Origin of the sequence: Streptomyces sp. NPDC058092 (assembly GCF_042884935.1) — a bacterium.
In the GTDB taxonomy this organism is placed as follows: Bacteria; Actinomycetota; Actinomycetes; order Streptomycetales; family Streptomycetaceae; genus Streptomyces.
The window spans coordinates 104,877-129,612 of record NZ_JBHVSY010000003.1; the positions used below are offsets into that span (position 1 = coordinate 104,877).

A 24,736-nucleotide genomic window follows, 5' to 3' on the forward strand; every position below is an offset into this window, starting at 1 on the left:
CTCGCGGGGCTCCGCGGCGTTCAGGAAACGCGCTCGGCTGCCTGGACCGGACCCGGCCGGCCTCGGCGGTCACCGGCCTGAAGCGCACCGGAGCGACCGCCGTCCACGTCACCGCCCCCGGTCTCCGGGAACTAGCCCACGATCGCGACCGGCGCGTCCCAGGCGTTCCGGTCGATCGTGAGCGTGCCGCCGGTGTGCGTCACCTTCTTGTTGACGGCGTACTGGTGGCCGCGGCGGTGCCCCGTGTACAGCGTCGAGGCGTACGGGAAGCCCTTGGTGGTGGAGTACACGTCGTCGTAGCGGGCGTACCAGAGGATCTCCGGCAGGTCCGTACGGTTCGTGGCGTTGGCCACGACGGCGGCGCTGGAGTTGCTGAAGCCGTAGAAGCCGGACCAGTACCCCTTGGCCTTGACCGTCTTGTCGAACGACCGGATGTAGGCGAGCACCGTGTTCACACAGGAGGTGTTCTTCGGGTCGAAGTACTCCATGTCGAGGTAGACCGGACTGCCCGGCTTCATGCCGAGCGCGGCTTCCTTCGCCACGGCGTCGTTGGCGTCGGTGACGGCCAGTGAGGTGGCGTTGGCGGCGGTCATCTTCTCCGGGTTGGCGCTGGTCTGGCACGGCGGCTGCGCGCCGACATACAGCGGGACCAGCTTCCAGCCGACGGCGCTGACGGACTTCACCCAGGAGGCGGTGAGGTTGGGCTGCGCGCAGCCGCGGTTCTTCCCGCCGACGTACACGGCGGCACCGTGGTAGACGGAGGAGCTGTACCAGCCCTTCATGGTGGTCAGCGACGGTGCGGTGCAGGTGTCGAAGACATGCCCGGTGTAGATCTTCGGGGCGGGCCTGGAGACCGTGGTGGCGGTGGCGGCCTCGGCGGCGAACGCGCCACCGGCGAGAACGGCGACGCCTGCCACGGCCAGGGAGATACGGCGGCGCTTCTTGGATATGCGGTGAGAAGGCACAGAGACCTCGACAGTGCTCGAGCGAAGTGTGAGGCCGACGGGGCAGGCGAGTCGTCAGCCGCCCCGGCGGCAGATCACGGTCTCACACCGTGATCGCCGACTCGCCGACAATTGGGGCGTTCTGTCCAGCCATTGCGGAAACTTGACGTGCTCATTGCCTTCACCGCCTACGTCGGGGCCCGTCGGCCTCTCCAGGCGAGCGCCAGACCTCGGCACTGCCGGTTCCTGTGCCGACGCCACAGCGATCCGCCGTGCCACCTCGTCCAGTTCCTTTCGGCTGACCAGCGGGAAGAAGAGGCGCAGAGCCCTCCCCAGCGACTCGTCGACCAGGATGAACGAATGCTTCAACAGCCCCCGCTCGACCTCGGTCCGCTTCACGTCCTTGATCTGGAACGTGGCCACGTGCCGGTCCGGCTTCACAAAGAACTGGTTCGCCTGGAATATGAACAGCCGCTTCCCGGTCACCGCAAGGTACATCGGCTGCGGAGCCGCAGCCACAGTCATCGCACCGCCGCTCAAGACCGCCGCGGCAATCCCCATCACTATGTTCTTCTTGGACGAGACCTCGCTCAGATTCACCAGCGCGGTCACCTCGGCCTGCTCACCGGGCTCCGGCATCGCCGCAACGGCAGCCGACAGCGCCCGGGACCGACTGGAGATCTCCCCCTCTGCCGGTCCCCGGCAGGACCCCGTCAGCCGCCGTGCACTTCCACCTGGCGGTCGAGGAGGCGGCGCAGCTCCACCGGCAGTGGATGGTGCGGTCCGTAGGCCCGCTCCGTGTCGTACAGCAGCCCCTGCAGCTGTACGCGCGCCGCCACGTGGTCGCCGACCGCGAGCAGCAGGTGCCCGATGCGGTTGCGGATCTCGAAGGAGCGGGCCGGATCGTTGCCCGTGGCGTGGTGGTTCTCGTAGTACGGGAGAACGGCGCGGTACTCCGCGAGCGCGGCGGCCGGTTCGCCGAGCTGTTCCAGGCACTGGGCCGCGTCGTAGCGGAACTGGAGTGTCCGGGCGTCGGCCGGGCCGGCCTCCGCGGCGCGGTCGTCGGCGAGGCGGCGCAGTTCGGGCAGGGCGCGGCGGTACTGGCCGTCGTCCATCAGCGTCGCCGCGTACTGCTTGCGCAGGATGCGGACCACGGCGGAGTCCTCGCCGTGCTGTTCGGCCGCGACCGGGAGGATCGAGCCGAGGATGTCCACGGCCTGGGTGATACGGCCCTCTCCGAGCAGTTTCTTGACGTCGTCGACGGCGGCTGCGACATCGGGCCGGGCGGACGTCGGTGCGGCCGGGGCCGGGGGCGGTGTGGTGGCGCGGTCGGGCCAGGGGGCGTGCGGGCGCAGGAACGGACGGGTCGGGTCGAGCGGCCCGGTGGGCAGCCCGTTACCCCGGGAGGGGAGCAGCGGGGCGAGGTGTTCGTACACCTCCTGCGCGCCGGCCGGGCGGTGCTGCGGGTCCTTGGCCAGCAGCCGCAGCACCAGCGCTTCGAGCGGCTCGGGGATGTCGGGCCGGATCCCGCGGACCGGGAGCGGCTGCTCGTAGAGGTGGCGGTGCAGCACGCCGAGGGCGGTCGATCCCGCGAACGGCACGTCGCCGCTGAGGAGTTCGTGGAGGAGCACGCCGAGTGCGTACAGATCGGTGTACGGGCCGACGGCACCGCCCATCGCCTGCTCGGGCGCCATGTAGGCCGGGGAGCCGATCGGTGAACCGGTGTGGGTGAGGCGGGTGGTGTCGGTGTCCAGGACGGAGGCGACGCCCAGGTCGAGGACGGTGACGGTGCCGTCCGGACGCACCATCACATTGCGGGGCTTGAGGTCGCGGTGGACGATCGGCACCGCGTGCACGGCGGCGAGGACGGCGCAGATCTGGGCGGCGACCGCGACGGACCACTGCCAGGGGTACGGGTCGTGCTCGGCGAGGTGGTCGGCGAGGTCGGCGCCCTCGACGTACTGCATGACGAGGAACAGGTCGTCGCCGTCGCTCCCCGCGTCGTGCACCGTGACCAGGCCCGGGTGGTCGACCTGGGCGGTGACCCGGCACTCGCGGACGAAGCGGCGGCGCAGCTCGTCCGCCGCCTCGCTGCCGACTGTGCCGGTGACCCGGTCGGGGCGGAGCAGCTTCACCGCGACCCGGCGGTCCAGGCGCTGGTCGTACGCCGTCCAGACCTGGCCCATACCGCCCTGGCCGAGGACGGTCGCCAGCTGGTACCGCCCGCCGATGACGCGTCCGCTCACCGGTTCTCCTCGTTACGGAGGTCGTCGCCCTTACGGAGCTGGTCGCCGCGGAGGTAGTCGCTCAACTCGTCGAGCTCGGCGCGGACCTGGTCGATGCGCTGGGGCTGCGTGTGGGGGTGGGGGCTCCGGGGGTGCGGTCGGGAGTGAGCCTCGGGGCGAGGCTGGGGCTGCTGGTACGGCTGTGGTGGTGCGGCGGGCGGCTGTTGTACGCGCGCGGCGGCCGGTATGGGAGTGGGGAGCGGCGCGGCGGGTGCCGGTGCCGGTGCGGGCGCGGGCACCGTGGCGGCGTATCCGTACCCCGGTGCCAAGGGCGCGTACCCGCCCATGACGCTCCGCTTCGTGAGCTGTTCGTAGTGGCGGATGTCCCCGACCAGGTAGTACGCGGGAGCGGCCACCATCATCACCAGCAGCAGCGGTATGAGGACGTTGTCGATGCCGCTGGGGTCGTCGCTGCCGTCCCTGCCGAGGATCGGCAGCAGCGCACAGACGAACACGAAACCGGCCCCGGTCAGCCACCAGTCGGACGCCCGGCGGCGCACGATCGCGAGGCGGAGGAGCGGGCTCCACAGCAGCAGTCCGAGCGAGCACACCGGGAGCACGACGAACAGCACACGCATCGAGACGATCCAGGCCCGGCTGGGAACCCGGCGCGGCGGCGTCGGCGGATGACCCGGGGCGTACATGGCTGCTCCTGGAGACCTGGTCGTTGATCGTCCACGCGCACGCTCGATGCACGCATGTCCGAGCGTAAAGGGCGACACCGACAACCCGCCCCGGGTTGTACGGAACCGTTGTGGTTCAGCTCACTGCGGTGTGACCGTGCCGTCCGTCAACCCGTCGTACATCCCCTGGACCAGCTGCCCGCCGAGTCGCCCGGCCAGCCGGAGCGCGTCCTCGAACTCGGCGAGGGCGCGGAACCGTTGTCCGTACCTCCGCTGTTCCGCGAGCGGCAGCCGGGGCAGCTGGAGGCGGCGGGCGTCCAGCCGGGTGGCGGTGGAGGCGTAGCTGCTGGCTTGGCGGTTGTTGGCGGTGCCGCGCAGGAAGCCGGCGAGGAACCAGGGGTCGAGGGCGGCCGGATCGGGGCGCAGCAGCTGGAGGTTGCGGCCCAGTGCGGCACCCGCGGTGGCCTCGTCGATGACGCGGGTGACGGAGCCGCCGCCGAGCACGGGGACGACGACATCGCCCGGTTCGACGAGGACGGGCTCCTCGGGGGGCCCGTCGGCGGGGAGGCTTCCCGAAGGGGCGGTGGAGCCGAGGACGTCGTGTTCCGTGAGGACGGGGGCCAGGCCGGTGCCGGAGCCGCCGGTGCGGAGCTGGAGTGCGCCGGCGCGGGCGAGTTCACCGACGGTGGTGAGCGGCCAGCGGGCCGGCTCGGAGGGGGTCACGGCCGGCGGGGTGAGGGTGCCGGTGAGTCCGAGCGTCTCGGTGAGCCGTTCCCTTACGCGGATCAGCTCGGCCGGCCCGCCCGCGGCGGCCGGGGGCGGCAGATGGCGCGCGGGGGCCAGGTCCACGTCGTCGTCGAGGAGTTCGATGACGGGGACGGCGCTCGCGCCTACACCGTTGGCCACGCCTTCGCGCTCGCCCTCGAACCACCGCCAGGCGTCGAGCACGGCGCTGCGCACCGCCTGCCAGTCGAGCCGGTCGCGCCCACCGGACGGAGCGGCGGCCGCCGGGCCCGCCGAGGGGGATTCGGCGGGTTCGGCGGTGTCGACGAGCAGCAGTTCGGGCGAGGGGTGCGGGCCGCTGCCCGGCTTGCGCAGCACCCAGAGGTGGAGCGGAACGCCGTACGGGGGTGCGGCACCGGCCGGGAGCGCGATGACGGCGCGCAGGGCGCCGCGGCGCAGCAGATCCGCGCGGATCCGGCGACCGGAGCGGCGCGAAGCGGCGGCCGGGGGCATCAGGAGTACGGCGGTGCCGCCCTCGCGCAGATGGGCCAGGGCGTGCTGGACCCAGGCGAGTTCGGACTCGGTGCGGGCCGGGAACCCGTACTCCCAGCGGGGGTCGTAGGCGAGCTCGTCGTGGCCCCAGTTGCGTTCGTTGAACGGCGGGTGGCAGAGCACGGCGTCGGCGGCCAGCTGCGGGAAGGCGTCGGCACGCAGGGTGTCGCCGGCCCGCGCCGCGAGGGCGCAGCTGTTGTCGGGGTCGGTGTGCAGGGCGAGCCGCAGTGCGGTGAGCGCGGCGAGGTCCGGGTCGGCCTCCTGCGCGTACAGAGCGGTCGGACGATCGACGGCGCGCAGCAGGGCGCCGGTGCCCGCGGCGGGGTCGAGGACGGTGCGGGCGGGCTGCTTCCCGGTCTCCACCAGGGCGGCCATGAGTTCGGCGAGTCCGGGCGGGGTGAGTGTGTACTGGCGTGGGTTGGCGTCCAGTTGGCGGCCGAGCAGGAACTCGAAGGTCTCCCGGGCCCCGTTCTCCGCGGCGAGCTCCGCGGCGCCGCGGAGCAGCGGAATGGACGGAAGCAGTTCGGCGCGGCCGGGAGTGTGAACAGCCCGTCCGGATACCGTGGCGGGCCCGAAGCGGTCGGCGAGCATGTCGTCGAGCGCGAGGGACAGCACACCGGCCATCGCCTCGTCCGACACGGCGTTGATCTCCCGCCACGCGGTGGAACTGTTCCGCCGGAGCAGCAGGGCGCAGCCCGTGTGGACCAGGGCGCAGACCGCGCCGGCCGAGTGTCCGGCGAGCTGCTGCCAGACCCGTTCACGGAGGGGCACCTCGGCGAGTTTCCCCTGGTCACGCAGCCACTGCTCGACCTCGGGCAGGGCGAAGGACGGGCTCGTCTCAGTGCCGCCGACGGGCTTCGGGAAGTCGGCGTGGCGGCGGCGCCAGTTGCTGACGGCGGCCCGCCCCACGCCTGCGAGCCGGGCGATCCCGGCCGCGGTCACCTCTGTCGAGTTCTCCGGCACTGACTGTCTCCCTGGTCCTGGCACTGGCTGTCCCGGCAGTGGCCTTCGTGCGGTGTGGGCGAGCATACCGATCCCAGTTACGCACCGCCGATTCACAGCGTGCATCAACCCCTCCAGCGTGAACGATGTTGACTCGGTTCACAAGCTCTGCTGTTATTGCCCCATCGCTACAGGAGCGATGCACGGAACCGCTCACCACCCATCTCTGCATTTGCCGGAGGGCACAGCCATGTCCCAGTTCACGCAGCCGCCGCAGTCCCCGCAGCCCCAGCAGCCGTACGCTCCCGCCGAGATGCCGGGCGCGCGCCCGGCGCGTAACGGACTGGGCATCTCCGCCCTCGTCCTGGGTGTCATCGGCGCCGTGTCGGGGCTGATCCCGTTCTTCTTCTGGCTGGCGGGCATTCTCGGCGTCATCGCCCTGATCCTGGGTCTGGTGGGCCGGGGCCGGGCCAAGCGCGGCGAGGCCACCAACAAGGGCATGGCCACCTTCGGCGCCGTCCTCGGCCTGATCTCGCTGATCCTCGCGGTGGTCGGCGCGGTGATCACGTTCAAGGCGGTGGACGATGCGGTGAACGACCTCAACAAGGCGGTGTCGGACACGACGGCCTCCGCGAAGCCGAAGCCCGGCGGCGACGGTTCCGCCAAGGACGGCGCCGCCGACAAGAAGAAGGACACCGGAAAGGCGCTGGAGGCCGGCGACTCGGCCGTGTACGACGACGATCTGACGGTCACGGTCGGCGACGCCACCTCGTACACCCCGGACGCGTACGCCGCCGGGCACACCAAGGGCAACAAGGCCTACCGGGTCGCCGTCGTCATCGAGAACGCGGGCAAGGAGAAGTTCGACTCCGCGCTCGTCAACGTGACGGCCCGCGACGGCCAGGAGGGCGCGGACGCCGAGCAGATCTTCGACGGCAAGGTCGGCGAGGGCTTCAGCGGAACGATCCTGCCGGGCAAGAAGATCACGGTCCAGTTCGCCTTCGACGCCCCCGCGGACGCCAAGAACCTGACGGTCGAGGTCAACCCCGGGTTTACGTACGACGCCACTCAGTGGGACCTGAAGCTCTGACCTTCTCTCCCGACCGGAGCCGACCGCCATGCGTCCACTCGCCCGCACCGCGGCAGCCGCTCTCTGCACCGTGCCAGTCCTTGCGCTCACGGCGGCCTGCGGCACACTTTTCGACGATGAGCGGACCGCCGCTCCCTATGCACGGCTGACCGGCCCCGAGGTCGTCAACAAGGCCCTCGCGGCGACCCGGAGTGCCAAGTCGGTGCGCATGACGGTGGAGACGACCTCCGCCGAGGGCCGGGTCAGTGCGTACGTCGCCACGGACGTCAGGGGCGCGTGCACGGTCACGCTCTCCATGGGCGCGGCAGGCACCCTGGAGCTGGTGCGGACGGAGGGCACGGTCTACACCCGGTCCGATGCCGCGATGCTGAAGGAGGCCGCCGCCCAGGACGGCCCGCGCAAGAACACCGCCGCCGACATCAAGAAGCTCACCGGCCGCTGGGTGAAGGCCCCCACCGGCGACCGGCACGCAAAGCTGGCCGAGCGCTACTGCGACCGGGAGACGTTCCTCGGCCTCCTCGCCCCGAAGAGCGGGACGGCCCGCAAGGGGAAGACGACGACGCCCGGGCCCCACTCCACCTCCGACGTCCCTGCCCTGACCGTCACCGGCAGGACGGAAGAGGGGACATGGACGGCAAGCATCGCCTCCGAGGGCAGGCCCTACCTGCTGAGAGCTCACCTGACGGACGGCGCCGACGGCAACGGCCGCCCCCTCACCGTCGAGTTCTCCGGGTTCAACCAGCCGTTCCCGGTGAAGAAACCGCAGATCTCACCTTCTTGAACCGCCCGACATCACGGAACCCTTGGCCAGTCAGACACCACGGAACCCGCCCCCACCCGGGCGGGTTCCGGCAGCGCGTTCACAGCCGATGCCGCACCCACACATGGGGCTCCACGTACAGCGCGTACTCCCGTTGCACCGCCGGGTGGGGCCTCGGGCGGGGGATCACCCCCCGCACTGCTCCAGCATGGCCTGCTTGTCGGCGACGGTGACCGGCAGTTCGTACTTCAGCGACACCTGCGCGAACCGCACCGCGTACGAGCAGCGGACCGGCTTGTACGGCGGCAGCCAGGACGCCGGCCCCGAGTCGCGCTTGGCGTTGTTGGCCGGGCCGTCGACCGGGATGAGATTGAGCGGATCGTTGGCGATCTGCTGCCGCTTGGCCTCGTTCCAGCGGGCGGCGCCCATCTGCCAGTCGTACGAGAGCGGCATGACGTGGTCGATCTGGACCTCGGTGGCCTGCTGCTTGCGCCAGTCGATGGTCGAGCCGGTGTACGGGTCCTTGAGGGTCATCGACACGACGACACAGTCCGAACCGGACCGGAACTTCACGTCCTTGCCATCCCTGGCGAGGAGGTCGTTGCGGGTGTCGCAGCCGTTCCGGGCAAGCGGTATCCCGTCGATCGAGTCCTTCCACGCGTAACCGAACTTGTCGCGCGCGTACCCGGTCTTCGGCCCCCGCCCCTTCGTCGCCACCTTCTCGATGATCTTCCGGCCGGCCACCCGGTCCGCCTCGAAGGTGAGCGGTGCGAGCCCCGGCTTCGTACCGTCGGCGTTGTCGAGCGGACTCGCCCCGAACCCGGTGACGGCAGCCTGTCCACCGCCCTGCTGCCCGGTCCCGGAGGACGTCTGCTCGGGGTCGCAGCCGGCCAGGGCCAGCACCGCCGCCGCGCCGATGGCGGGCAGCATCACTCGGTACGTGCGGGGAGGTATCACTCGAAGCCGTCCTGACAGGGAGAAAGCCGAACCCGGGAATCGTACGGATGTCTTCCCCTGTGAGGCATGTTCATGGCTGCGGTTCGGGCCGGATGCGGCCGGAATCACACTTCCAGGCATGCCGACGAGTCACAGAACGCCAGGCTCACTCCGCCGTGAACTCGTACTGCAACTCGTACAGATGACCTGCCTTGACCATGACCGTCGCCTCGATCGGCCGCTCATCGTCGCTGTAGACCACGCGCAGGGTACGGAGCACCGGCAGGTCACCGGGCAGCCGCAGCGCCTGGTACTGGTCCTGCGTGGGTACCCGCGCGGAGACCCGGTCCACGCTGAGCCGCGGCGGGTAGCCCAGCTCCGCGAGCAGGGTCGGCGTGCCGCCGGGGATCTTTCGGCGCTCCGTCATTGCCGTGCCACGGGCAATCTCCAGCGGGTAGTAGGACGCGACCAGTTCCACCGGTTCGTCGTCCATCACGAGAAGCTGGCGCCGGAGAAGTGCGGAGCCGGACCTCGGGAGCCGGAACGCTTCGGCAACGTCCGCGGGCGGCTCGGCCTCGGCGACCTCAAGGAGTGTGCTGTGCGCACGGGAGCCGTCCTTTGCGGCCTCTGTCAGCCAGCGGTACGGCTCACCCGAACCTGCCGGAGCCATGTACGAGGCCGGGCGGACGGTTCGTTGACGATGCTCTCGGACCGTTACCGCGGCACCCGCCCTGCCGATCACCAACTGTTCGTCCTTGAGCAGTTGCAACGCCTTCTGCACGGTCGCGTTCGAGGCGTTGAACCGTTCCTTGAGGTGCACGGTGGACGGCAGACTGGCTCCGGGAGCGAGGTCCCCGCCCATGATCTGGTCCCTGAGATCGGCCGCGATCCGCTCGTGAAGTGAACGGCGGTCGACGGCATCCGCTTCGGGTCTGGGCACAGTCATCCGATCCTGATCTCGTACCGCAATTTCTGGCGCCGTGGAGGCATGGCCATTACGTCGACCTGAATGGGCCGGTCCGCGTCGTCCAGCGTGAGCCGGGTCAGTTGCAGTACGGGTTCCCCAGCCGCCAGCCGCAGTTGCTCCCGCTCGTGCTCAGTCGCCGGCCGCGCGGTCACGTCCTCGCGCACGCGGACGCCGACATGACCCAGGTCCGCCAGAAGCCTGATCGCCCCGCCCGGGATCTTGGCAGTGCCGGCCAGGCCGGTGCCGCCCGCGATGTCCACGGGGTAGTACGTATCCGTCAACTCACACGGTTCGCCGTCGAGATACATGATCCTGCGACGAGCGACGACGCCCTGCCCGGCGGGCATCCCCAGCAACTCCGCGACCGGTCCCGGCGCCTCCACTTCGCCCGCCTGAACAATTTGCTGACTGCCCCGGCGGCCCTCAGCGGCGGCCTCTGCAGCCCATGCGTCACCTGGGGCTCCGGGACGCGCGGCGAGGTACGGCACCGAGGTGCTGATCCATTCACTGCCGCCCATGTCCTTCTCCTCCGCAGCCAACACCCGTACCAGCCTGCCGCATCACACGGTAGGCGACTGGAGCTCACCCCCACAGGGTAAGCCTTGCCGCTTTTCGCGAATAGCAGTACAGTCCTCACTTGCAGCCCACGAGCAAGGCGGTGAACCACCGTGTCCCTGTCGCAGCAACGACGCTTTCCCCGCAGGCGCACCTCCGTTGGTGCCTCACGCGACTTCGTCGTCGATGTCCTTATCGAGTGGGATCTTCATCCTCTGATCGAGAACATAAAGCTGTGCGTCTCAGAGCTCGCCACCAACGCGTTGTTGCACGGTGCGCCACCGGGGCGTGAGTTCTGCGTCGGCCTCCTCCGGGGCGAGGAACTGGTGCGCCTGGAGGTCCGTGACAGCGGACCCGGTCAGCCGGCGGTCCAGCGCCCCGACGACGACGCCTGCTCGGGGCGCGGGTTACGCCTTGTGAGCGAGCTTGCCGACGACTTCGGGGTCGATGATCACGTCGTCGGCAAAACCGTGTGGCTGGTCTTCAAGACCTCGCCCGCGCCCGATCCGGCGCCCCTCAAGACCCCAGGATCGTCGTGAGGAACTCCCCCGTCCACGCCAGCAGTTCGCGGCCGACGACCGGTTTGCCGCCGATCCTGCCGGCGGTGGGGCGGGGGACCAGGATCTGGTGGAGGGCCGGCTTGATGATCGTCTTCGGGTAGAGGCGCTTGAGGCGGAGCTCCTGCGATTCGCGCAGCTCGACCGGGGCGAACCGGATGTTCGAGCCCTGGAGCACGATCTCGCCGACGCCGCAGGCGCGGGCCAGCATGCGCAGGCCCGCGACCAGGAGCAGGTTCTCGACCGGCTCGGGGAGCTTGCCGTAGCGGTCGGTGAGTTCCTCGCGGACCGCCCTGATGTCGTCCTCCGTGTTGGCGGAGGCGATGGCACGGTACGCCTGGAGGCGCAGCCGCTCGCCGGGCGCGTAGTCGTGGGGGACGTGGGCGTCGACCGGGAGCTCGATCTTGACCTCCAGGGGCGGCTCCTCCTCCACGCCGCCTTCGAGGGAGGCCCGGTAGTCGGCGACCGCCTCGCCCACCATGCGTACGTACAGGTCGAAGCCGACGCCCGCGATGTGGCCGGACTGTTCGCCGCCCAGCAGGTTTCCGGCGCCGCGGATTTCGAGGTCCTTCATCGCCACGTACATGCCCGCGCCCATCTCGGTGTGCTGGGCGATCGTGGCCAGGCGCTCGTGGGCGGTCTCGGTGAGCGGCTTCTCCGGCGGGTAGAGGAAGTACGCGTAACCGCGCTCGCGGCCACGGCCGACCCGGCCGCGCAGCTGGTGGAGCTGGGAGAGGCCGAAGTTGTCGCCGCGTTCCACGATCAGGGTGTTGGCGTTGGAGATGTCGATGCCGGACTCGACGATCGTCGTGGAGACCAGGACGTCGAACTTCTTCTCCCAGAAGTCCACCACCACCTGCTCCAGAGACTGTTCGGACATCTGGCCGTGGGCGGTCGCGATCCTCGCCTCGGGGACGATCTCGCGCAGCCGGGCGGCGGCCCGGTCGATCGACTCGACGCGGTTGTGGATGTAGAACGTCTGGCCCTCGCGGAGCAGTTCACGGCGGATGGCCGCGCCGATCTGCTTCTCCTCGTACGGTCCGACGAAGGTGAGGACCGGGTGGCGCTCCTCGGGCGGCGTGGTGATCGTCGACATCTCACGGATGCCGGTGACGGCCATTTCGAGCGTACGGGGGATGGGCGTCGCGGACATGGTGAGGACGTCCACGTTGGCGCGGAGCTTCTTCAGCTGCTCCTTGTGCTCGACACCGAAGCGCTGCTCCTCGTCGACGATGACCAGGCCCAGGTCCTTGAACCTCGTCTCGGAGGAGAAGAGACGGTGGGTGCCGATGACCAGGTCGACGGAGCCCTCGCGGAGCCCTTCGATGGTCGACTTGGACTCGGAATCCGACTGGAAGCGGCTCAGCGCCCGTACGCTGACCGGGAATTGGGAGTAGCGCTCGGTGAACGTGCCGTAGTGCTGCTGGACCAGGAGGGTCGTGGGGACGAGGACGGCGACCTGCTTGCCGTCCTGGACCGCCTTGAAGGCCGCCCGTACCGCGATCTCCGTCTTGCCGTAGCCGACGTCGCCGCAGATCAGCCGGTCCATCGGGACGGACTTCTCCATGTCCTCCTTGACCTCGGCGATGGTGGTGAGCTGGTCGGGCGTCTCCGCGTACGGGAAGGCGTCCTCCAGTTCGCGCTGCCACGGCGTGTCGGGGCCGAAGACATGGCCGGGCGCCGCCATTCGCGCCGAGTACAGCTTGATCAGGTCGGCGGCGATCTCCTTGACGGCCTTCTTGGCGCGCGCCTTGGTCTTCGTCCAGTCGGCGCCGCCGAGCCGGTGCAGGGTGGGTGCCTCGCCGCCGACGTACTTGGTGACCTGCTCCAGCTGGTCGGTCGGGATGTAGAGGCGGTCGCCGGGCTGGCCCCGCTTGGCCGGGGCGTACTCGACGAGGAGGTACTCGCGGGTGGCGCCCTGCACCGTACGCTGCACCATCTCGACGTAGCGGCCCACCCCGTGCTGTTCGTGGACGATGTAGTCGCCGGTCTCCAGCGTCAGCGGATCGATCGTCTTGCGGCGGCGGGCCGGCATCCGGCCCAGGTCCTTGGTGGCGGTGCGCTGGCCGGTCAGATCCGTCTCGGTGAGGACGGCGAGTTTGAGCGCCGGGTCGACGAAGCCTTGGTCGATCGCGCCGCAGGAGACGTGGACCAGCGACGGGGAGATCTCGGCCAGGTCGGGATCCAGGCGGGCGGCGATGCCCTCGCCGCTCAGCACCTCGACGGTACGGGAGGCGAGCCCCTGGCCCTCGGTGACGTACACCGTGCGCCAGCCGTCCGCGAGCCAGCCCTTGGTGTCGGCCAGCGCGCGGGCGGTGTCGCCCCGGTACGACTCCGGGGCGTGCATCGTGAGCTTGAGGGTGTCCTCGTCGAGCTCGTCGTCCGCGGCGAACGGGGAGACCGACCACCACATCATCTCCAGCTCGCGGGCCCGGTCACGGACGTCCGCGATGCCCCACAGGGAGGCCGCGCCGACATCGATCGGGGCCTGGCCGCCGCCCGCGGTGGCCGCCCAGGACGCCTGGAGGAACTCCTGGCTGGTGGCGACCAGGTCGGCCGCCCTGGTACGCACCCGCTCCGGGTCGCAGACCAGCGCCATCGAGCCCTTGGGCAGTACGTCGAGCAGCAGCTCCATGTCGTCGACGAGGACCGGGGCGAGGGACTCCATGCCCTCCACCGCGATCCCCTCGGCGATCTTGCCGAGCAGCTCACCCAGCTCCGGGTGCTGCTCGGCGAGGGCGGCGGCCCGCGCGCGGACCTCGCCGGTCAGCAGCAGCTCCCGGCAGGGCGGCGCCCACAGACCGTGCTGGGCGATCTCCAGCGACCGCTGGTCGGCGATCTTGAAGTAGCGGATCTCCTCGACGTCGTCGCCCCAGAATTCCACCCGAAGGGGGTGCTCCTCGGTCGGCGGGAAGACATCCAGGATGCCGCCGCGCACGGCGAACTCGCCGCGCTTCTCGACCAGTTCGACCCGGGAGTACGCGGCTGCCGCGAGCGCGTCGACCGTCTTGCCGAGGTCGGCGCTCTGTCCGATGCGCAGCGCTACGGGTTCCAGGTCGCCGAGCCCCTTGACCTGCGGCTGGAGCACGGAGCGGACGGGTGCGACGACGACCTTGACCGGGCCGGTCTCGGGGTCGTCCTTCCTCGGGTGCGCCAGGCGCCGCAGCACGGCGAGGCGGCGGCCCACGGTGTCGGAGCGGGGCGAGAGCCGCTCGTGCGGCAGGGTCTCCCAGGACGGGAACTCCGCGATCGTTTCCGGCGGCAGCAGGGTGCGCAGCGCGGCCGCCAGGTCCTCGGCCTCCCGGCCGGTCGCGGTGACGGCGAGCACGGTCCGGTCGGTCTCGCGGGCCAGCGCGGCCACGGCGAAGGGGCGGGCGGCGGGCGGACCGACGAGGTCGACATGCATCCGGTGGCCGTCGGTGGCGGCCTTCACCGCTTCGGAGAGTGCCGGGTCACGTACGACGACATCCAGCAGGCCGTGCAGGCTCATGAAGGGCTTCCGTCCGGGTAACGAGGGCGAGGTCTGACAGCCGGCTGCTGCCAGGGGCGACGCGTAGGGGCAACACGAAGGACCCGACACGTCTCACGGGCCGGGGGTTCCAGCGTACGACTCCGCTGTGACAGCCGCGCCCGCAATCCGGCTCAGCGGGTCGGATCCGGCCGCCCGCGCAGCGGGCCCGCATCGGGCCGGCGGCGCGGCCCCGAGCGGGTTCGTGCAACGGGCCGCGCCGGGGCCGGCGGCTCAACCCCGCGCGACGGGCACGAGCCGGATCGACAGCTCCGCCCCGTACGACGCGCCCGCGCCAGGGCTGGCAGCCCCACCCCGCGCCCCGGACCGTACGGGCACGAATCCGGCCTCGCCCATACGCCTGGGGGCAGCGCATGAATGGGGCAGTACCGACGCGCTGAGCTGTGTTGCTCGCCGTTGCTCAGCGGGCCGGGGCCTACTCGGCTGGGTCACTCGGGCGTGGTCAGTCACCACCCGCCGGAACAGCGAATGGCCGGTCATGCCGCTGTGCCGCAGACACTTCCTGTGCCGTCTCCTACTGGCCCTGGGGCCGGATTCCTCGCCGCATCCATAGGCAGCGCAGGACGCTTCGTACGTGATCCCGCCTTCCGGTGCGTGGCGGATCGTGTGGTCTGCATATCGGTACAGCGCGCGCGTCATGCCCGTCCCCCGTGCGGGTGGTTCCGAATCTCGGCGGCGGCATCGAAAGCAGCCTGCCGTTCGCCCGCAGCATCCTGGCTGCAGCCCCGACGCCAAGCATGGCGGCGAAGCTGACACGGCAGCGCCTGCAGTCCCTGCTCGAGCAAGCTGGCAGGGTCCACGGCATCCAGACCTGAGCCGCGAGACTCCATGAAGTCTTCAAGCGCGAGTATCTCCACCAACTCCCGCAAGTCGAGGCAGCCCTCGGGCATCAGACGTCCGCTCTACTCAGGCAGCTGAACACCGCCTGCGACAACGCTGAACAGCTCGAAGAAGCCGTCGCGCAAGCCTTCGAAGAGCATCCCGATGCCCCGATCATCAGCAGTTTTCCGGGTCTCGCCTCGCTGACCGGCGCCCGGGTCCTGGCAGAGATTGGCGATGACCGGACCCGCTTTGCCAACGCCGGATCGCTCAAGGCCTACGCGTGAAGCGCCCCGGTCACCAGGTCCAACGGCAAGAGCTGCACGGCCATGAGTCGGAAGATCAAGAATCAGAGATTGGCAGCCGTCGGTTACGTCTGGGCCTTCGTCTCCCCTGACCCGCTCACCAGGCGCCAGAGCCCACTACGACCGCCGCCGAGAGGCCGGCGACCGCCACGTCGCTGCCCAGCGGAACCTCTTCAACCGCTTCATGGGAATGCTGTTCTACTGCCTCCAGAACGGTCACATCTACGACGAAGCAATCGCCTTCCCACAGCCGTCAGCCGAACTCTCTGCAGCAGCGGCTTGACGCATATCCGCGCGGGATGTCTTGCCTCCGAGCAGGGCGTACGGTGTGGTTCGTGGCCTGCCTCGGCCGCATCGCGGGACCCGGATATCGCCCAGCAGGAGCGGCAGGATCTGTCCATCGTGGACCTGGCCCGGGGTACCACGACGGCCAGTGGACAGCCGTTGCCGTCCACGGCGTGATGGATCTTGGTTGTCAGGCCGCCGCGGGATCGGCCTACTGCGTGCGCCGCAGGTTCACGGTCGATCACCGTAGCCTCGCTCTCGCCGCGGAGGGTGGCGGCGCCGGTGTCCGGCTCCGGCCTAGTCGTGTTCGTGGCGTGCTGATGAGCCCGGTTGATCGTCGAGTCCGCCCAGACCGTCCAGTCGATCTCGTCGATCTCGTCGATCTCGTCGATCTCGTCGATCTCGTCTGCCTGGGCGGTCAGTTGCGCCAGAACCGAGTCCCACGTGCCGTCAGCTGCCCACCTACGATGTCGTTTCCACACCGTCTGCCAGGGCCCGAACACCTCGTGGGGCAGGTCTCGCCAGGGAATCCCGGTGCGGTACCGGTAGATGATTCCCTCGATGATGCGGCGGTGGTCGGCGAACGGGCGCCCTACCTTCCCTGTGTCGCAGGGAAGGTAGGGCGCCAGGCGTGCCCACTGCTCGTCGGTCAGTAGGCGCGTGCGCCCGCTTGTGGTCACCGAGGCCGGTAGGCGGTGGCCAGCACGGAGACGGTGACCTGGTCGGGCACAAGACCGCAATCGCCCAGGTCTGCACGGTTCAGATGGCGTGCGCTCGGCGTCATCCCCACCAGATCAAGGGCCTCCGGTCTGGTCAAGGACGTAACGTACTCGACCAGCTCGGTACCCGCGGCCTCGAAGAAGGGGGCCAGCGCCTTGTGCAGGCGACGTTCCTTGGCCGGGTCGATCGCAACCATTCCGGGCACCTGGCTGCGCAACTCGGGCAGGTGCCGCCCGGTCGGACGCACCACGACCAGCCGGCCGCCCGGGCGCAGCACCCGGTGAAACTCGGATGGGTTGCGCGGGGCGAACACGTCCAGCACGACGTCGGCCATCCCGTCGGCCAGCGGGAGGGGACGGAAGACGTCCCACGTCGCGGCAGCTGCTCGCTCATGGGCACGGGCCGTGGCGCGCAGGGCGCGCACCGAGGTGTCCAGGCCCAGACCGCGGGCATCGGGCAGCTGCTCAAGGGCGCCGGCCAGGTAGTAGCCCGTGCCGCATCCGACGTCCACCACAGCGCTCTGCTCGGGCACGTCGTCGGCCACCAGGTGAGCCACGATCCGGCGGATCGGCCCGTACCTGCCGGTGGCCAGAAACCGGTCCCAGGCTCGGGCCATGGCCGCGTCGTCGCCGCTGGTGGCGCGGGTGCCCGTCAGGAGGCTGACATAGCCATGCCGGGAGATATCGAAGGTGTGGCCCGCCGGGCAGCGCAGCGCGCCGCGGTCGGAGCGGAGACACGCGCCGCACGTCGGACAGCGCAGGAGATCGAGGAACGATTCGAGGGCAGGGGGAAGCGAAACAGGCACAAGGCACTCCTGGCAACGGTGAAGGGAAGGGACCGTGCCTGCACGCGCGCTCAGAAGATCGCCGTCCCAGGAGGAACGGATCGGCCTCCGCCCTCGATGCGGGCAGCGCCGGAACGCGGGTCACGCGGCAGGCATACCAAAGAGGGCGATGCCGTCCGGCATCGCCCTCACAGCCTCCCGATCAGTGGAAGCAGCAGTGCGGAGTGCTCATGAATGCCACACCACGATTCTACGAGGCTCGGCCGAAGCCCCTCGCGCGTTCCCGCAGTTAAGAGACGTCGTCCTCCGGCACCGAACCCCAACTGATACTCAGCCGGTCATCGGCAGCACGCGGACCGAGCTCTACTCGCAGGCCCATTGCAGCGAGCAACCGGGGCCGTTCCGCAGGATCGCTCCACGCCTCTGTCAGCGTCCTTCCAGTGGGCACGGGCACCTCGCGGACCTCCGGATCGTGAGCAGCGCGCAGGGCGGCGTACGCGGCTTCCAGTTCGGCAGACAGTTCCTCCAGCGTGCCCATCATCAGCGGACCGGCTGTAGCCATTCGCTTGCCTAGCCTCGCTGCCTGTTCCTGGGCCTCCAGCATCTCGGCGGACAGGTCGTTGCCACCCTCCCGGCGGATCACTGTTTCTGTGAACGAGCCGAACCGGGTCAGGAACTCGGCCTCCACGCGCTGGTCCATCTGCACAGCAGTGACGGACACGTGGCCTGCCTTGCACTTGTACCGGTCCACCCCCTCGGACGTACCGCCCGTCAGTCGGCCCGAACAGCGATAGCAGAAGCCCATGCCGGAGCAGAGGGGGGCCGCCCGGCGGGGAGCGCGATCGGCGCCTGTAGCGAGAGCATCGAGACGCTTACGGACCGCTTGGGCATCAGCGGCAGTGAGGATGGGTTCACCGAACTGCACCGGGGTGATGCCATCGTCGGCCAGCACCAATTCGCCCTTGTGCTCGCGCTGACCACGCAGGATTGGGGCCTTCAGGAGAAAGCGCCACTGACGTTCCGACAGACCAACCATGGGGGCAGTGCCCGTGACCGTGCCGTCGTCGACCAGTTTGGCCACGGCCTTGCGAATGAGCGCCGCCTGCTCGTCGTCGACAGCGAGATAGGCGGCACCGTCCCGGCGCTCGATTCGGTAGCCAAACGGTGCCTTACCGCTGGGCCAGCGACCCTGGGCACGTCGTGTTCCGTGTCCCTCGGTGATCCGCGCGGTAATCATCGAGCGTTCCCACTCAGCGAGAGCAGCGAGAACGGTTGCGACCATCCGGCCGGTCGGCGAGGTGGTATCGATCGTGCCGTCAGTCGTTGCCAGCGATGCCCCGCGGGATTCGGCCCATGCGACGAGCCGCAGGAACTCGCTAACGCTGCGGGCATAGCGGTCCAGCTTCCACGCCACAATTACAGCGGGACGGGCCGCCATGAGTTCACGCATGCCCTTGCGCTGTTCCAGGGGCTTCGCGCCGGACACGCCTGCGTCTATGTACTCGACGGCATCCGCCGGGTTGTGTCCGTGTGCCTCTAGCCAGCGGTGTGCGGCTGCCCGCTGGGTCTCGATGGATGTCGAGTTCTCAGAGTCCCGGGACAGCCGCAGGTAGATCGCCGTGTTCGTCATGTACCCCAGACTAGCGGCGTTCGAGGAACACCCCGGGGCCGGAATACGTCATCCTGCATCGGCCGTCGCCCTCGCTATTCCGTGGCGATCGCGTTCAGCACGTTCATCCTGCCCGCCCGGAACGCCGGGACCAGGGCCGCGAACAGGCCGACGAAGGCCGAGGCGACGAAGACCGTGAGGATCGTCGGCCACGGGATCTCCAGGACGCCGAGGCCCTCCAGAGCCAGCAGCTTCTGGGCCGCCGTGCCCCAGCCCATGCCGAGGCCGAGGCCGAGCAGGGCGCCGAAGACCGCGATGACCACCGACTCCAGGCGGATCATCCTTCGCAGCTGGCGGCGGGAGAGGCCGATGGCGCGCATCAGGCCGATCTCACGGGTCCGCTCGACCACCGACAGGGCCAGGGTGTTCACCACACCGAGCACCGCGACGATGATCGCGAGCGCCAGCAGGCCGTAGACGATGTTCAGCAGCTGGCCGATCTGGTCCTTCAGCTGCTGCTTGAAGTCGGCCTGGTTCTTCACCTCGTACTGCGGGTACTTGACGAGGGCGGCCTTCAGCGCGGCGTACGCCTCCTTCTCCTTGCCGTCCGCTGCCTTCGCGAACATCATCATGTTCTTCGGCAGGCTGTCGGCGGGGACGTACCGCGCGGCGGTCGCGACGTTCGTGTACATCGCACCCTTGTCGATGTTCACATCGTCCGAGGTGATCGCGGCAAGCCTCAGCTTCGTGGTCTCGCCGCCCTTGAACGCGACGGTGAGCCGGTCGCCGACCTTGAGGTGGTGCTTGGTGGCGTACGTGTCGCCGACGGACATGGCGTCCTTGCCGTACGCGTCGGCCAGCTTCCCGGCGACCGTCTCGCGCCGGACGTCCTCCTGGTACGTGGGATCGACGGCGGCCAGGGCGTTGTTCTCGGTGGTGCCGTCGGGAGCCGTGATCCTGGCGCTGACGACCTTGTAGCCGGTGAGGTGCTCGATGTCCGGCACGGACTCCAGGGACTTGACCGCCTGGTCCACGAGGAGCGTCGGGTTGCCGCCGGCCGGCTGGACGATGAAGTCGGCGCCGACCGACTTGTCGAGTTCCTCGGTGGCCGAGGCGACCATGGAGGAGCCGACGACCGAGAGGCAGGCGACCAGGGCGAGGCCGATCATCAGGGCGGCGCCGGTCGCTCCGGTGCGGCGCGGGTTGCGCAGGGCGTTGCGCTCCGCGAGCCGTCCGACGGGGCCGAACATCCTCAGCATGACCGCGCTCAGCACCCGGACCACGAAGCCGGCCAGCAGCGGGCCGATCACGATGAAGCCGATCAGGGTGAGGACCACGCCCGCACCGAGGAAGAGCGAGCCCTCACTCGACTTGTCGGCCCGCGTCGCGGCGTAGAGCGCGGTGCCGCCGCCGAGGGTGAGGGCCAGGCCGATCGCGGCCCTGATCCGGCCGGCCCGGCCGTCCGCCGGGGTTCCGGCGTCGCGCAGGGCGGCCATCGGGGAGATCTTCCCGGCGCGACGGGCCGGGATGTACGCGGCGACGACGGTCACGATGATGCCGAGCGCGAGGCCGACGACCGGGGTCGTCCAGGCGACCGTGAGGTCGTCGGTGGACAGGTCCATGCCCACGGCGCCCATGAGCTTCATCAGGCCGACGGCGATGCCGATGCCCGCGCCGACGCCGAGGACGGAGCCGAGGATGCCGAGGAACAGCGCCTCGATGAGCACGGAACGGTTGACCTGCTTGCGGCTGGAGCCGATGGCCCGCATCAGGCCGATCTCGCGGGTGCGCTGGGCGACCAGCATCGAGAAGGTGTTGACGATCAGGAAGATGCCGACGAGGAAGGCGATCCCGGCGAAGCCGAGCATCGCGTACTTCATGACGTCGAGGAAGGAGCCCATCGAGTCCTTGTTGGCGTCCGCGGCCTCCTTCTGCGTCTGGAGCTTGTACGCGGAGGTGTCACCGAGCGCCGTGGCGACGGCCTGCTTCAACTGCGTGTCGCTGACGCCCTGTTCGGCGGTGACGGAGATGAGGCTGAAGACGTCCGGCTTGCCGAGCAGCTTCGTCTGCGCGGTGACGGTGTCGAAGTAGACGACCGCCGCGCCGGGGTTGGTGACCTTGAAGGTGGCGATTCCGCTGATCTTCGCGTTGATGTCGCCGGTGGCGGCGATGGTGCGCAGTTCGTCACCGAGCTTCAGGTGGTGCTTGTCGACGGTGTCGGCGTCGACCATCACCTCGGTCGGGCCGCGCGGCGCGTGGCCGGAGGTGATCTCCATCGAACGCAGGTCGTTCTTCGTCCAGTTCCCCGCGATCGTCGGGGCGCCCGTCGTGGAGCCCATGTTCTTGTCGTGGCTGTCGACGACGGTGACGGACATGCTGGAGACCGCGCCCTCGGCGTCCTTCACGCCGGTGGCCTTGCCGACCTGCTGGACGGCGGAGGCGGGGAGCGTGACGGGCTTGCCGTTCTCCGGAAGCCGGTCGTCGTCCTCGGAGGTCTTCGGGCTGACGGTGACATCGGCCGACGTCGCGGCGAAGAGTTTGTCGAACGTGGTGTTCATGGTGTCGGTGAAGACGAGCGTGCCGCACACGAACGCCACCGACAGCAGGACCGCGACGGCGGAGAGCGCCATGCGTCCCTTGTGCGCGAAGAAGTTGCGCCTCGATGTCTTCCAGACGGTCATGACGTCCGCCCGCGCGAGTCGAAGTCCTTCATGCGGTCGAGGACCTGGTCGGCCGTCGGGTTGTGCATCTCGTCGACGATGCGTCCGTCGGCGAGGTACAGCACCCGGTCCGCGTAGGAGGCGGCGACCGGGTCGTGGGTGACCATGACGATGGTCTGGCCCAGCTCGTCGACGGACCTGCGCAGGAAGCTCAGTACCTCGGCGCCGGCCCGCGAGTCCAGGTTTCCGGTGGGCTCGTCACCGAAGATGATCTCCGGCCGGGCGGCGAGCGCCCTGGCCACCGCGACGCGCTGCTGCTGGCCGCCGGAGAGCTCGGTGGGCCGGTGCTTCAGCCGATCGGCGAGACCGACCGTCTCCACGACCTGCCGCAGCCAGGCCGCGTCGGGCTTGCGGCCCGCGATGTCCATCGGCAGTGTGATGTTCTCCAGCGCGTTGAGCGTGGGGAGCAGGTTGAACGCCTGGAAGATGAAGCCGATCCGGTCCCGGCGGAGCTGGGTGAGCTTCTTGTCCTTGAGCCCGGTGATCTCGGTCTCGTCGAGGAAGATCTGACCGGAGGTCACGGTGTCCAGGCCGGCCAGGCAGTGCATCAGGGTCGACTTGCCGGAGCCGGACGGGCCCATGATCGCCGTGAACTGTCCGCGGGCGATGTCCACATCGACATGGTCGAGCGCGACGACCCGGGTCTCCCCCGCCCCGTACGCCTTGACGACCTGTCGCGCTCGCGCAGCGACGGCCGTACGCCCTCCAGTGCCCCCGTGCCTGGGAATGGTTACAGCCGTTGTCACGGTTTATCTCCTATGTCGGTCATGCAGTTTTCGAGTGGTCGCGGCGTACGTCTGAAGTCTGGTGTTCCCAGGGGCCCGGCGCGCTGGTGCCCAGCGCAGTCTTCGGGTGGGGTTTTCCCCACCCCGCCCCCTGCGGTCTGCCGCATCCGCGGTGGGAATCAGCCGCATTTCGCGGTGTAGGAACACGTTAAGGAACGGGCCCCCGCCGTCACGTCCTCCGCCGGGAGGAACCGCCCCTGGGCCGAACTGGGGAGCACCCCCTAGGGGTCTCGGCCCCCGGGTGGAGAACCGTGTCAGGGGCTGGACCCGGGGGTGCACGTGCCGAGGTCGGCAGGGGACGTCGGACCCGCCCCGGTCTCCTCCCCCAGCAGCGGCACCTCCCGGCCGCGACCCACGGGTGAGACAGTGTCCCGAGAAAATACGTGCAGGGGGAAGGAATCTTGGTGAGCGACGCGGGCGGTAACGGGGACGGCGGTACCGAAGCGATACCGGGCTCCGGGGTCGCCCCGGGCCCCTCCCCCGCGACGCCGCGCGGACGCGGTCCGGTGGTCGCCGCCCTGATGCTCGGGATGGCCCTGTCGGCCATCGACGGCACCATCGTCTCCACCGCCGTCCCGCAGATCGTCGGCGATCTCGGCGGCTTCTCCGTCTTCTCGTGGCTGTTCTCCGGCTATCTGCTGGCCGTGACGGTCTCCCTGCCGGTGTACGGAAAACTCTCCGACACCTTCGGCCGCAAGCCGGTCCTGATCGCCGGCATAGCCCTCTTCCTGTTCGGTTCGGTGCTCTGCGCCGCCGCCTGGAACATGGCCGCGCTGATCGCCTTCCGGGTCGTCCAGGGGCTGGGCGGCGGCGCCCTGCAAGGCACCGTGCAGACCATCGCCGCGGACCTCTACCCGCTCAAGGAACGCCCGAAGATCCAGGCCAAGCTGTCGACCGTGTGGGCCACTTCGGCGGTCGCGGGGCCGGTGATCGGCGGGCTGCTCGCGGTGTACGCCGACTGGCGCTGGATCTTCCTGATCAATCTGCCGGTCGGGGCGCTCGCACTCTGGCTCGTCGTACGTCACCTCCACGAGCCGTCCGGCACCCGCCGGGCGGCCGGTGCGCCCCGCCCCCGGATCGACTGGGCGGGCGCCCTCCTCGTCTTCGCGACGGGCACCCTGCTGCTGACCGCGCTCGTCCAGGGCGGGGTCGCCTGGCCCTGGCTCTCCGCCCCGTCCCTCGGGCTGCTGGCCGGCAGCGTCGCGCTCGGCGCGCTGACCGTCGTCGTCGAACGGCGGGCCGCCGAGCCGATCATTCCCGGCTGGGTCTGGCGGCGGCGGACCATCGCCTCGGTCAATCTGGCGCTGGGCGCGATGGGGCTGCTGATGGTCGCCCCCACGGTCTTCCTGCCGACGTACGCCCAGTCGGTGCTGGGCCTCGGCCCGATCGCCGCCGGATTCGTCCTGTCCGTGATGACCCTGAGCTGGCCGGTGGCGGCGGCGTTCTCCAACCGCGTCTACAACCGCATCGGCTTCCGCCGCACCGCGATCACCGGCATGAGCTGCGCCCTGCTGATACTGCTCGCCTTCCCGCTGCTGCCGTATCCGGGCGAGGCCTGGCAGCCCGCCCTGATCATGCTGCTGCTCGGCGCGGCGCTCGGCCTGTTCCAGCTGCCACTGATCGTCGGCGTCCAGTCGACGGTCGGCTGGGCCGAGCGCGGTACGACGACCGCGTCCGTGCTCTTCTGCCGCCAGGTCGGCCAGAGCGTCGGCGCCGCGCTCTTCGGGGCCGTCGCCAACGGGATCCTCGCGTCCCGGCTGGCCGCCGCCCCGGTGCCCGGACTGCCGGGCGACCTGGACGCGATCTCGCACGCCCTGGACGACCCGGGCAGGCTCTCGGCCGCTGCGACGGACTATCTGCGGCGGGCCGTCGACGCCGCCGTCGACCACGTCTACCTGGGCGCCGCCGGGGCCGCGGCACTCGCCCTCCTCGTGCTCGTCTTCGTGGCCCCGCGCCGCTTCCCCGTCCTTCCCGAGGAGCCCGCGAGCGACGCCCCGGCGCGGTAGACCGCAGACGCCCGGCGCCACGGCGCCGGGCGGGCCCGTGTCGCCGTCCCCACAGGTGAACAAGCGCCGTCGAAGACCTTTCCACGGGGCTTCCGCCAGGCCGGACCTCACCCAACTGAGCCATTACCTTGGGTAGTTCCGGCCAACGTCTCCCCAACTCCCCATACCCGCGAGTAATGTTCACGCTTCCGACAGCACCACCGCACTCCTGCCTTGCCGTCCAGCCCAGGACCCGAGCCA

19 protein-coding genes and 1 pseudogene are annotated in these 24,736 nt (G+C 69.9%); 6 read left to right on the forward strand and 14 right to left on the reverse strand.

Going from position 1 to position 24,736, the window contains the following annotated elements; translation table 11 throughout:
* Positions 1–131: 131 nt before the first annotated feature.
* From ACFVV1_RS06570 to ACFVV1_RS06590, 5 genes are all read right to left on the reverse strand, one after another.
* Entirely contained in the window at positions 132–965 is an 834-nt protein-coding gene (locus ACFVV1_RS06570; RefSeq protein ID WP_384450823.1) for a glycoside hydrolase domain-containing protein, read from the reverse strand.
* Positions 966–1,019: 54 nt separating this feature from the next.
* Entirely contained in the window at positions 1,020–1,583 is a 564-nt protein-coding gene (locus ACFVV1_RS06575) for a hypothetical protein (protein WP_389985429.1), read from the reverse strand.
* Positions 1,584–1,657: 74 nt separating this feature from the next.
* The gene (locus tag ACFVV1_RS06580) at positions 1,658–3,190 is read right to left on the reverse strand and encodes a protein kinase (RefSeq protein WP_389985432.1); all 1,533 of its coding nucleotides are present in this window, start codon (positions 3,188–3,190) and stop codon (positions 1,658–1,660) included.
* Positions 3,187–3,873, reverse strand: a complete 687-nt coding sequence (locus ACFVV1_RS06585) for a hypothetical protein (RefSeq protein WP_389985435.1) — start codon at positions 3,871–3,873, stop codon at positions 3,187–3,189. Before ACFVV1_RS06585 ends, ACFVV1_RS06580 begins: the two co-directional genes overlap by 4 nt.
* 120 nt (positions 3,874–3,993) lie before the next feature.
* Complete coding sequence (locus ACFVV1_RS06590; protein WP_389985438.1) at positions 3,994–6,090, reverse strand: N-6 DNA methylase; 2,097 nt, start codon at positions 6,088–6,090, stop codon at positions 3,994–3,996.
* A 229-nt stretch (positions 6,091–6,319) separates the two neighbouring features.
* Here ACFVV1_RS06590 and ACFVV1_RS06595 point away from each other — a divergent pair, with 229 nt between their 5' ends.
* The gene (locus ACFVV1_RS06595) at positions 6,320–7,159 is read left to right on the forward strand and encodes a DUF4190 domain-containing protein (RefSeq protein ID WP_389985441.1); all 840 of its coding nucleotides are present in this window, start codon (positions 6,320–6,322) and stop codon (positions 7,157–7,159) included.
* A 28-nt stretch (positions 7,160–7,187) separates the two neighbouring features.
* Positions 7,188–7,940 carry a hypothetical protein gene (locus tag ACFVV1_RS06600; protein WP_389985444.1) on the forward strand — a complete coding sequence of 251 codons (753 nt, stop codon included), beginning with the start codon at positions 7,188–7,190 and terminating at the stop codon, positions 7,938–7,940.
* A gap of 165 nt (positions 7,941–8,105) precedes the next feature.
* Here the strand turns inward: ACFVV1_RS06600 and ACFVV1_RS06605 are convergent, their stop codons facing one another.
* The 3 genes from ACFVV1_RS06605 to ACFVV1_RS06615 form a co-directional block, all read right to left on the reverse strand.
* Positions 8,106–8,849, reverse strand: coding sequence for an HNH endonuclease family protein (locus ACFVV1_RS06605; protein WP_389985447.1), 744 nt, complete (start codon positions 8,847–8,849; stop codon positions 8,106–8,108).
* A gap of 172 nt (positions 8,850–9,021) precedes the next feature.
* The gene (locus ACFVV1_RS06610) at positions 9,022–9,801 is read right to left on the reverse strand and encodes a GntR family transcriptional regulator (RefSeq protein ID WP_389985450.1); all 780 of its coding nucleotides are present in this window, start codon (positions 9,799–9,801) and stop codon (positions 9,022–9,024) included.
* On the reverse strand, positions 9,798–10,340 hold the full coding sequence (locus ACFVV1_RS06615) for a GntR family transcriptional regulator (RefSeq protein ID WP_389986343.1): 543 nt from the start codon (positions 10,338–10,340) through the stop codon (positions 9,798–9,800). The genes ACFVV1_RS06610 and ACFVV1_RS06615 overlap by 4 nt, the downstream gene beginning before the upstream one ends.
* Positions 10,341–10,490: 150 nt before the next feature.
* On the opposite strand from ACFVV1_RS06615, the gene ACFVV1_RS06620 reads away from it, so the two are divergent.
* Entirely contained in the window at positions 10,491–10,916 is a 426-nt protein-coding gene (locus ACFVV1_RS06620; RefSeq protein WP_389985453.1) for an ATP-binding protein, read from the forward strand.
* Here the strand turns inward: ACFVV1_RS06620 and mfd are convergent.
* On the reverse strand, positions 10,894–14,424 hold the full coding sequence (gene mfd, locus ACFVV1_RS06625) for a transcription-repair coupling factor (protein ID WP_389985456.1): 3,531 nt from the start codon (positions 14,422–14,424) through the stop codon (positions 10,894–10,896). The genes ACFVV1_RS06620 and mfd overlap by 23 nt on opposite strands.
* 695 nt (positions 14,425–15,119) lie before the next feature.
* Here mfd and ACFVV1_RS06630 point away from each other — a divergent pair.
* Both ACFVV1_RS06630 and ACFVV1_RS06635 read left to right on the forward strand, forming a co-directional pair.
* Positions 15,120–15,278, forward strand: coding sequence for a hypothetical protein (locus ACFVV1_RS06630; protein WP_389985459.1), 159 nt, complete (start codon positions 15,120–15,122; stop codon positions 15,276–15,278).
* A gap of 225 nt (positions 15,279–15,503) precedes the next feature.
* Positions 15,504–15,569, forward strand: coding sequence for a hypothetical protein (locus ACFVV1_RS06635; protein ID WP_389986345.1), 66 nt, complete (start codon positions 15,504–15,506; stop codon positions 15,567–15,569).
* Positions 15,570–15,863: 294 nt separating this feature from the next.
* On the opposite strand, the pseudogene ACFVV1_RS06640 reads toward ACFVV1_RS06635, so the two are convergent.
* The 5 genes and pseudogenes from ACFVV1_RS06640 to ACFVV1_RS06660 all read right to left on the reverse strand — a co-directional run.
* A pseudogene (locus ACFVV1_RS06640) lies at positions 15,864–16,552 on the reverse strand (IS5 family transposase); the annotation flags it as partial.
* Positions 16,549–17,397 (reverse strand): putative RNA methyltransferase, encoded by an 849-nt coding sequence (locus ACFVV1_RS06645; protein WP_389985462.1) that lies wholly within the window; start codon positions 17,395–17,397, stop codon positions 16,549–16,551. The gene ACFVV1_RS06645 and the pseudogene ACFVV1_RS06640, both read right to left, overlap by 4 nt.
* 268 nt (positions 17,398–17,665) lie before the next feature.
* Complete coding sequence (locus ACFVV1_RS06650; RefSeq protein WP_389985464.1) at positions 17,666–19,006, reverse strand: recombinase family protein; 1,341 nt, start codon at positions 19,004–19,006, stop codon at positions 17,666–17,668.
* A 74-nt stretch (positions 19,007–19,080) separates the two neighbouring features.
* Positions 19,081–21,666 (reverse strand): ABC transporter permease, encoded by a 2,586-nt coding sequence (locus ACFVV1_RS06655; RefSeq protein WP_389985467.1) that lies wholly within the window; start codon positions 21,664–21,666, stop codon positions 19,081–19,083.
* Positions 21,663–22,451 carry an ABC transporter ATP-binding protein gene (locus tag ACFVV1_RS06660; protein WP_389985470.1) on the reverse strand — a complete coding sequence of 263 codons (789 nt, stop codon included), beginning with the start codon at positions 22,449–22,451 and terminating at the stop codon, positions 21,663–21,665. The genes ACFVV1_RS06655 and ACFVV1_RS06660 overlap by 4 nt, the downstream gene beginning before the upstream one ends.
* 440 nt (positions 22,452–22,891) lie before the next feature.
* Here ACFVV1_RS06660 and ACFVV1_RS06665 point away from each other — a divergent pair, with 440 nt between their 5' ends.
* Positions 22,892–24,496 carry an MFS transporter gene (locus ACFVV1_RS06665; RefSeq protein WP_389985473.1) on the forward strand — a complete coding sequence of 535 codons (1,605 nt, stop codon included), beginning with the start codon at positions 22,892–22,894 and terminating at the stop codon, positions 24,494–24,496.
* Positions 24,497–24,736: the final 240 nt, after the last annotated feature.

Coding starts and splice junctions, on each gene's coding strand:
- ACFVV1_RS06575 (WP_389985429.1), bottom strand. CDS start 1,583: ATGCCGGAGCCCGGTGAGCAGGCCGAGGTGACCGCGCTGGTGAATCTG.
- ACFVV1_RS06585 (WP_389985435.1), bottom strand. CDS start 3,873: ATGTACGCCCCGGGTCATCCGCCGACGCCGCCGCGCCGGGTTCCCAGC.
- ACFVV1_RS06595 (WP_389985441.1), top strand. CDS start 6,320: ATGTCCCAGTTCACGCAGCCGCCGCAGTCCCCGCAGCCCCAGCAGCCG.
- ACFVV1_RS06600 (WP_389985444.1), top strand. CDS start 7,188: ATGCGTCCACTCGCCCGCACCGCGGCAGCCGCTCTCTGCACCGTGCCA.
- ACFVV1_RS06605 (WP_389985447.1), bottom strand. CDS start 8,849: ATGCTGCCCGCCATCGGCGCGGCGGCGGTGCTGGCCCTGGCCGGCTGC.
- ACFVV1_RS06610 (WP_389985450.1), bottom strand. CDS start 9,801: ATGACTGTGCCCAGACCCGAAGCGGATGCCGTCGACCGCCGTTCACTT.
- ACFVV1_RS06615 (WP_389986343.1), bottom strand. CDS start 10,340: ATGGGCGGCAGTGAATGGATCAGCACCTCGGTGCCGTACCTCGCCGCG.
- mfd (WP_389985456.1), bottom strand. CDS start 14,424: ATGAGCCTGCACGGCCTGCTGGATGTCGTCGTACGTGACCCGGCACTC.
- ACFVV1_RS06650 (WP_389985464.1), bottom strand. CDS start 19,006: ATGACGAACACGGCGATCTACCTGCGGCTGTCCCGGGACTCTGAGAAC.
- ACFVV1_RS06655 (WP_389985467.1), bottom strand. CDS start 21,666: ATGACCGTCTGGAAGACATCGAGGCGCAACTTCTTCGCGCACAAGGGA.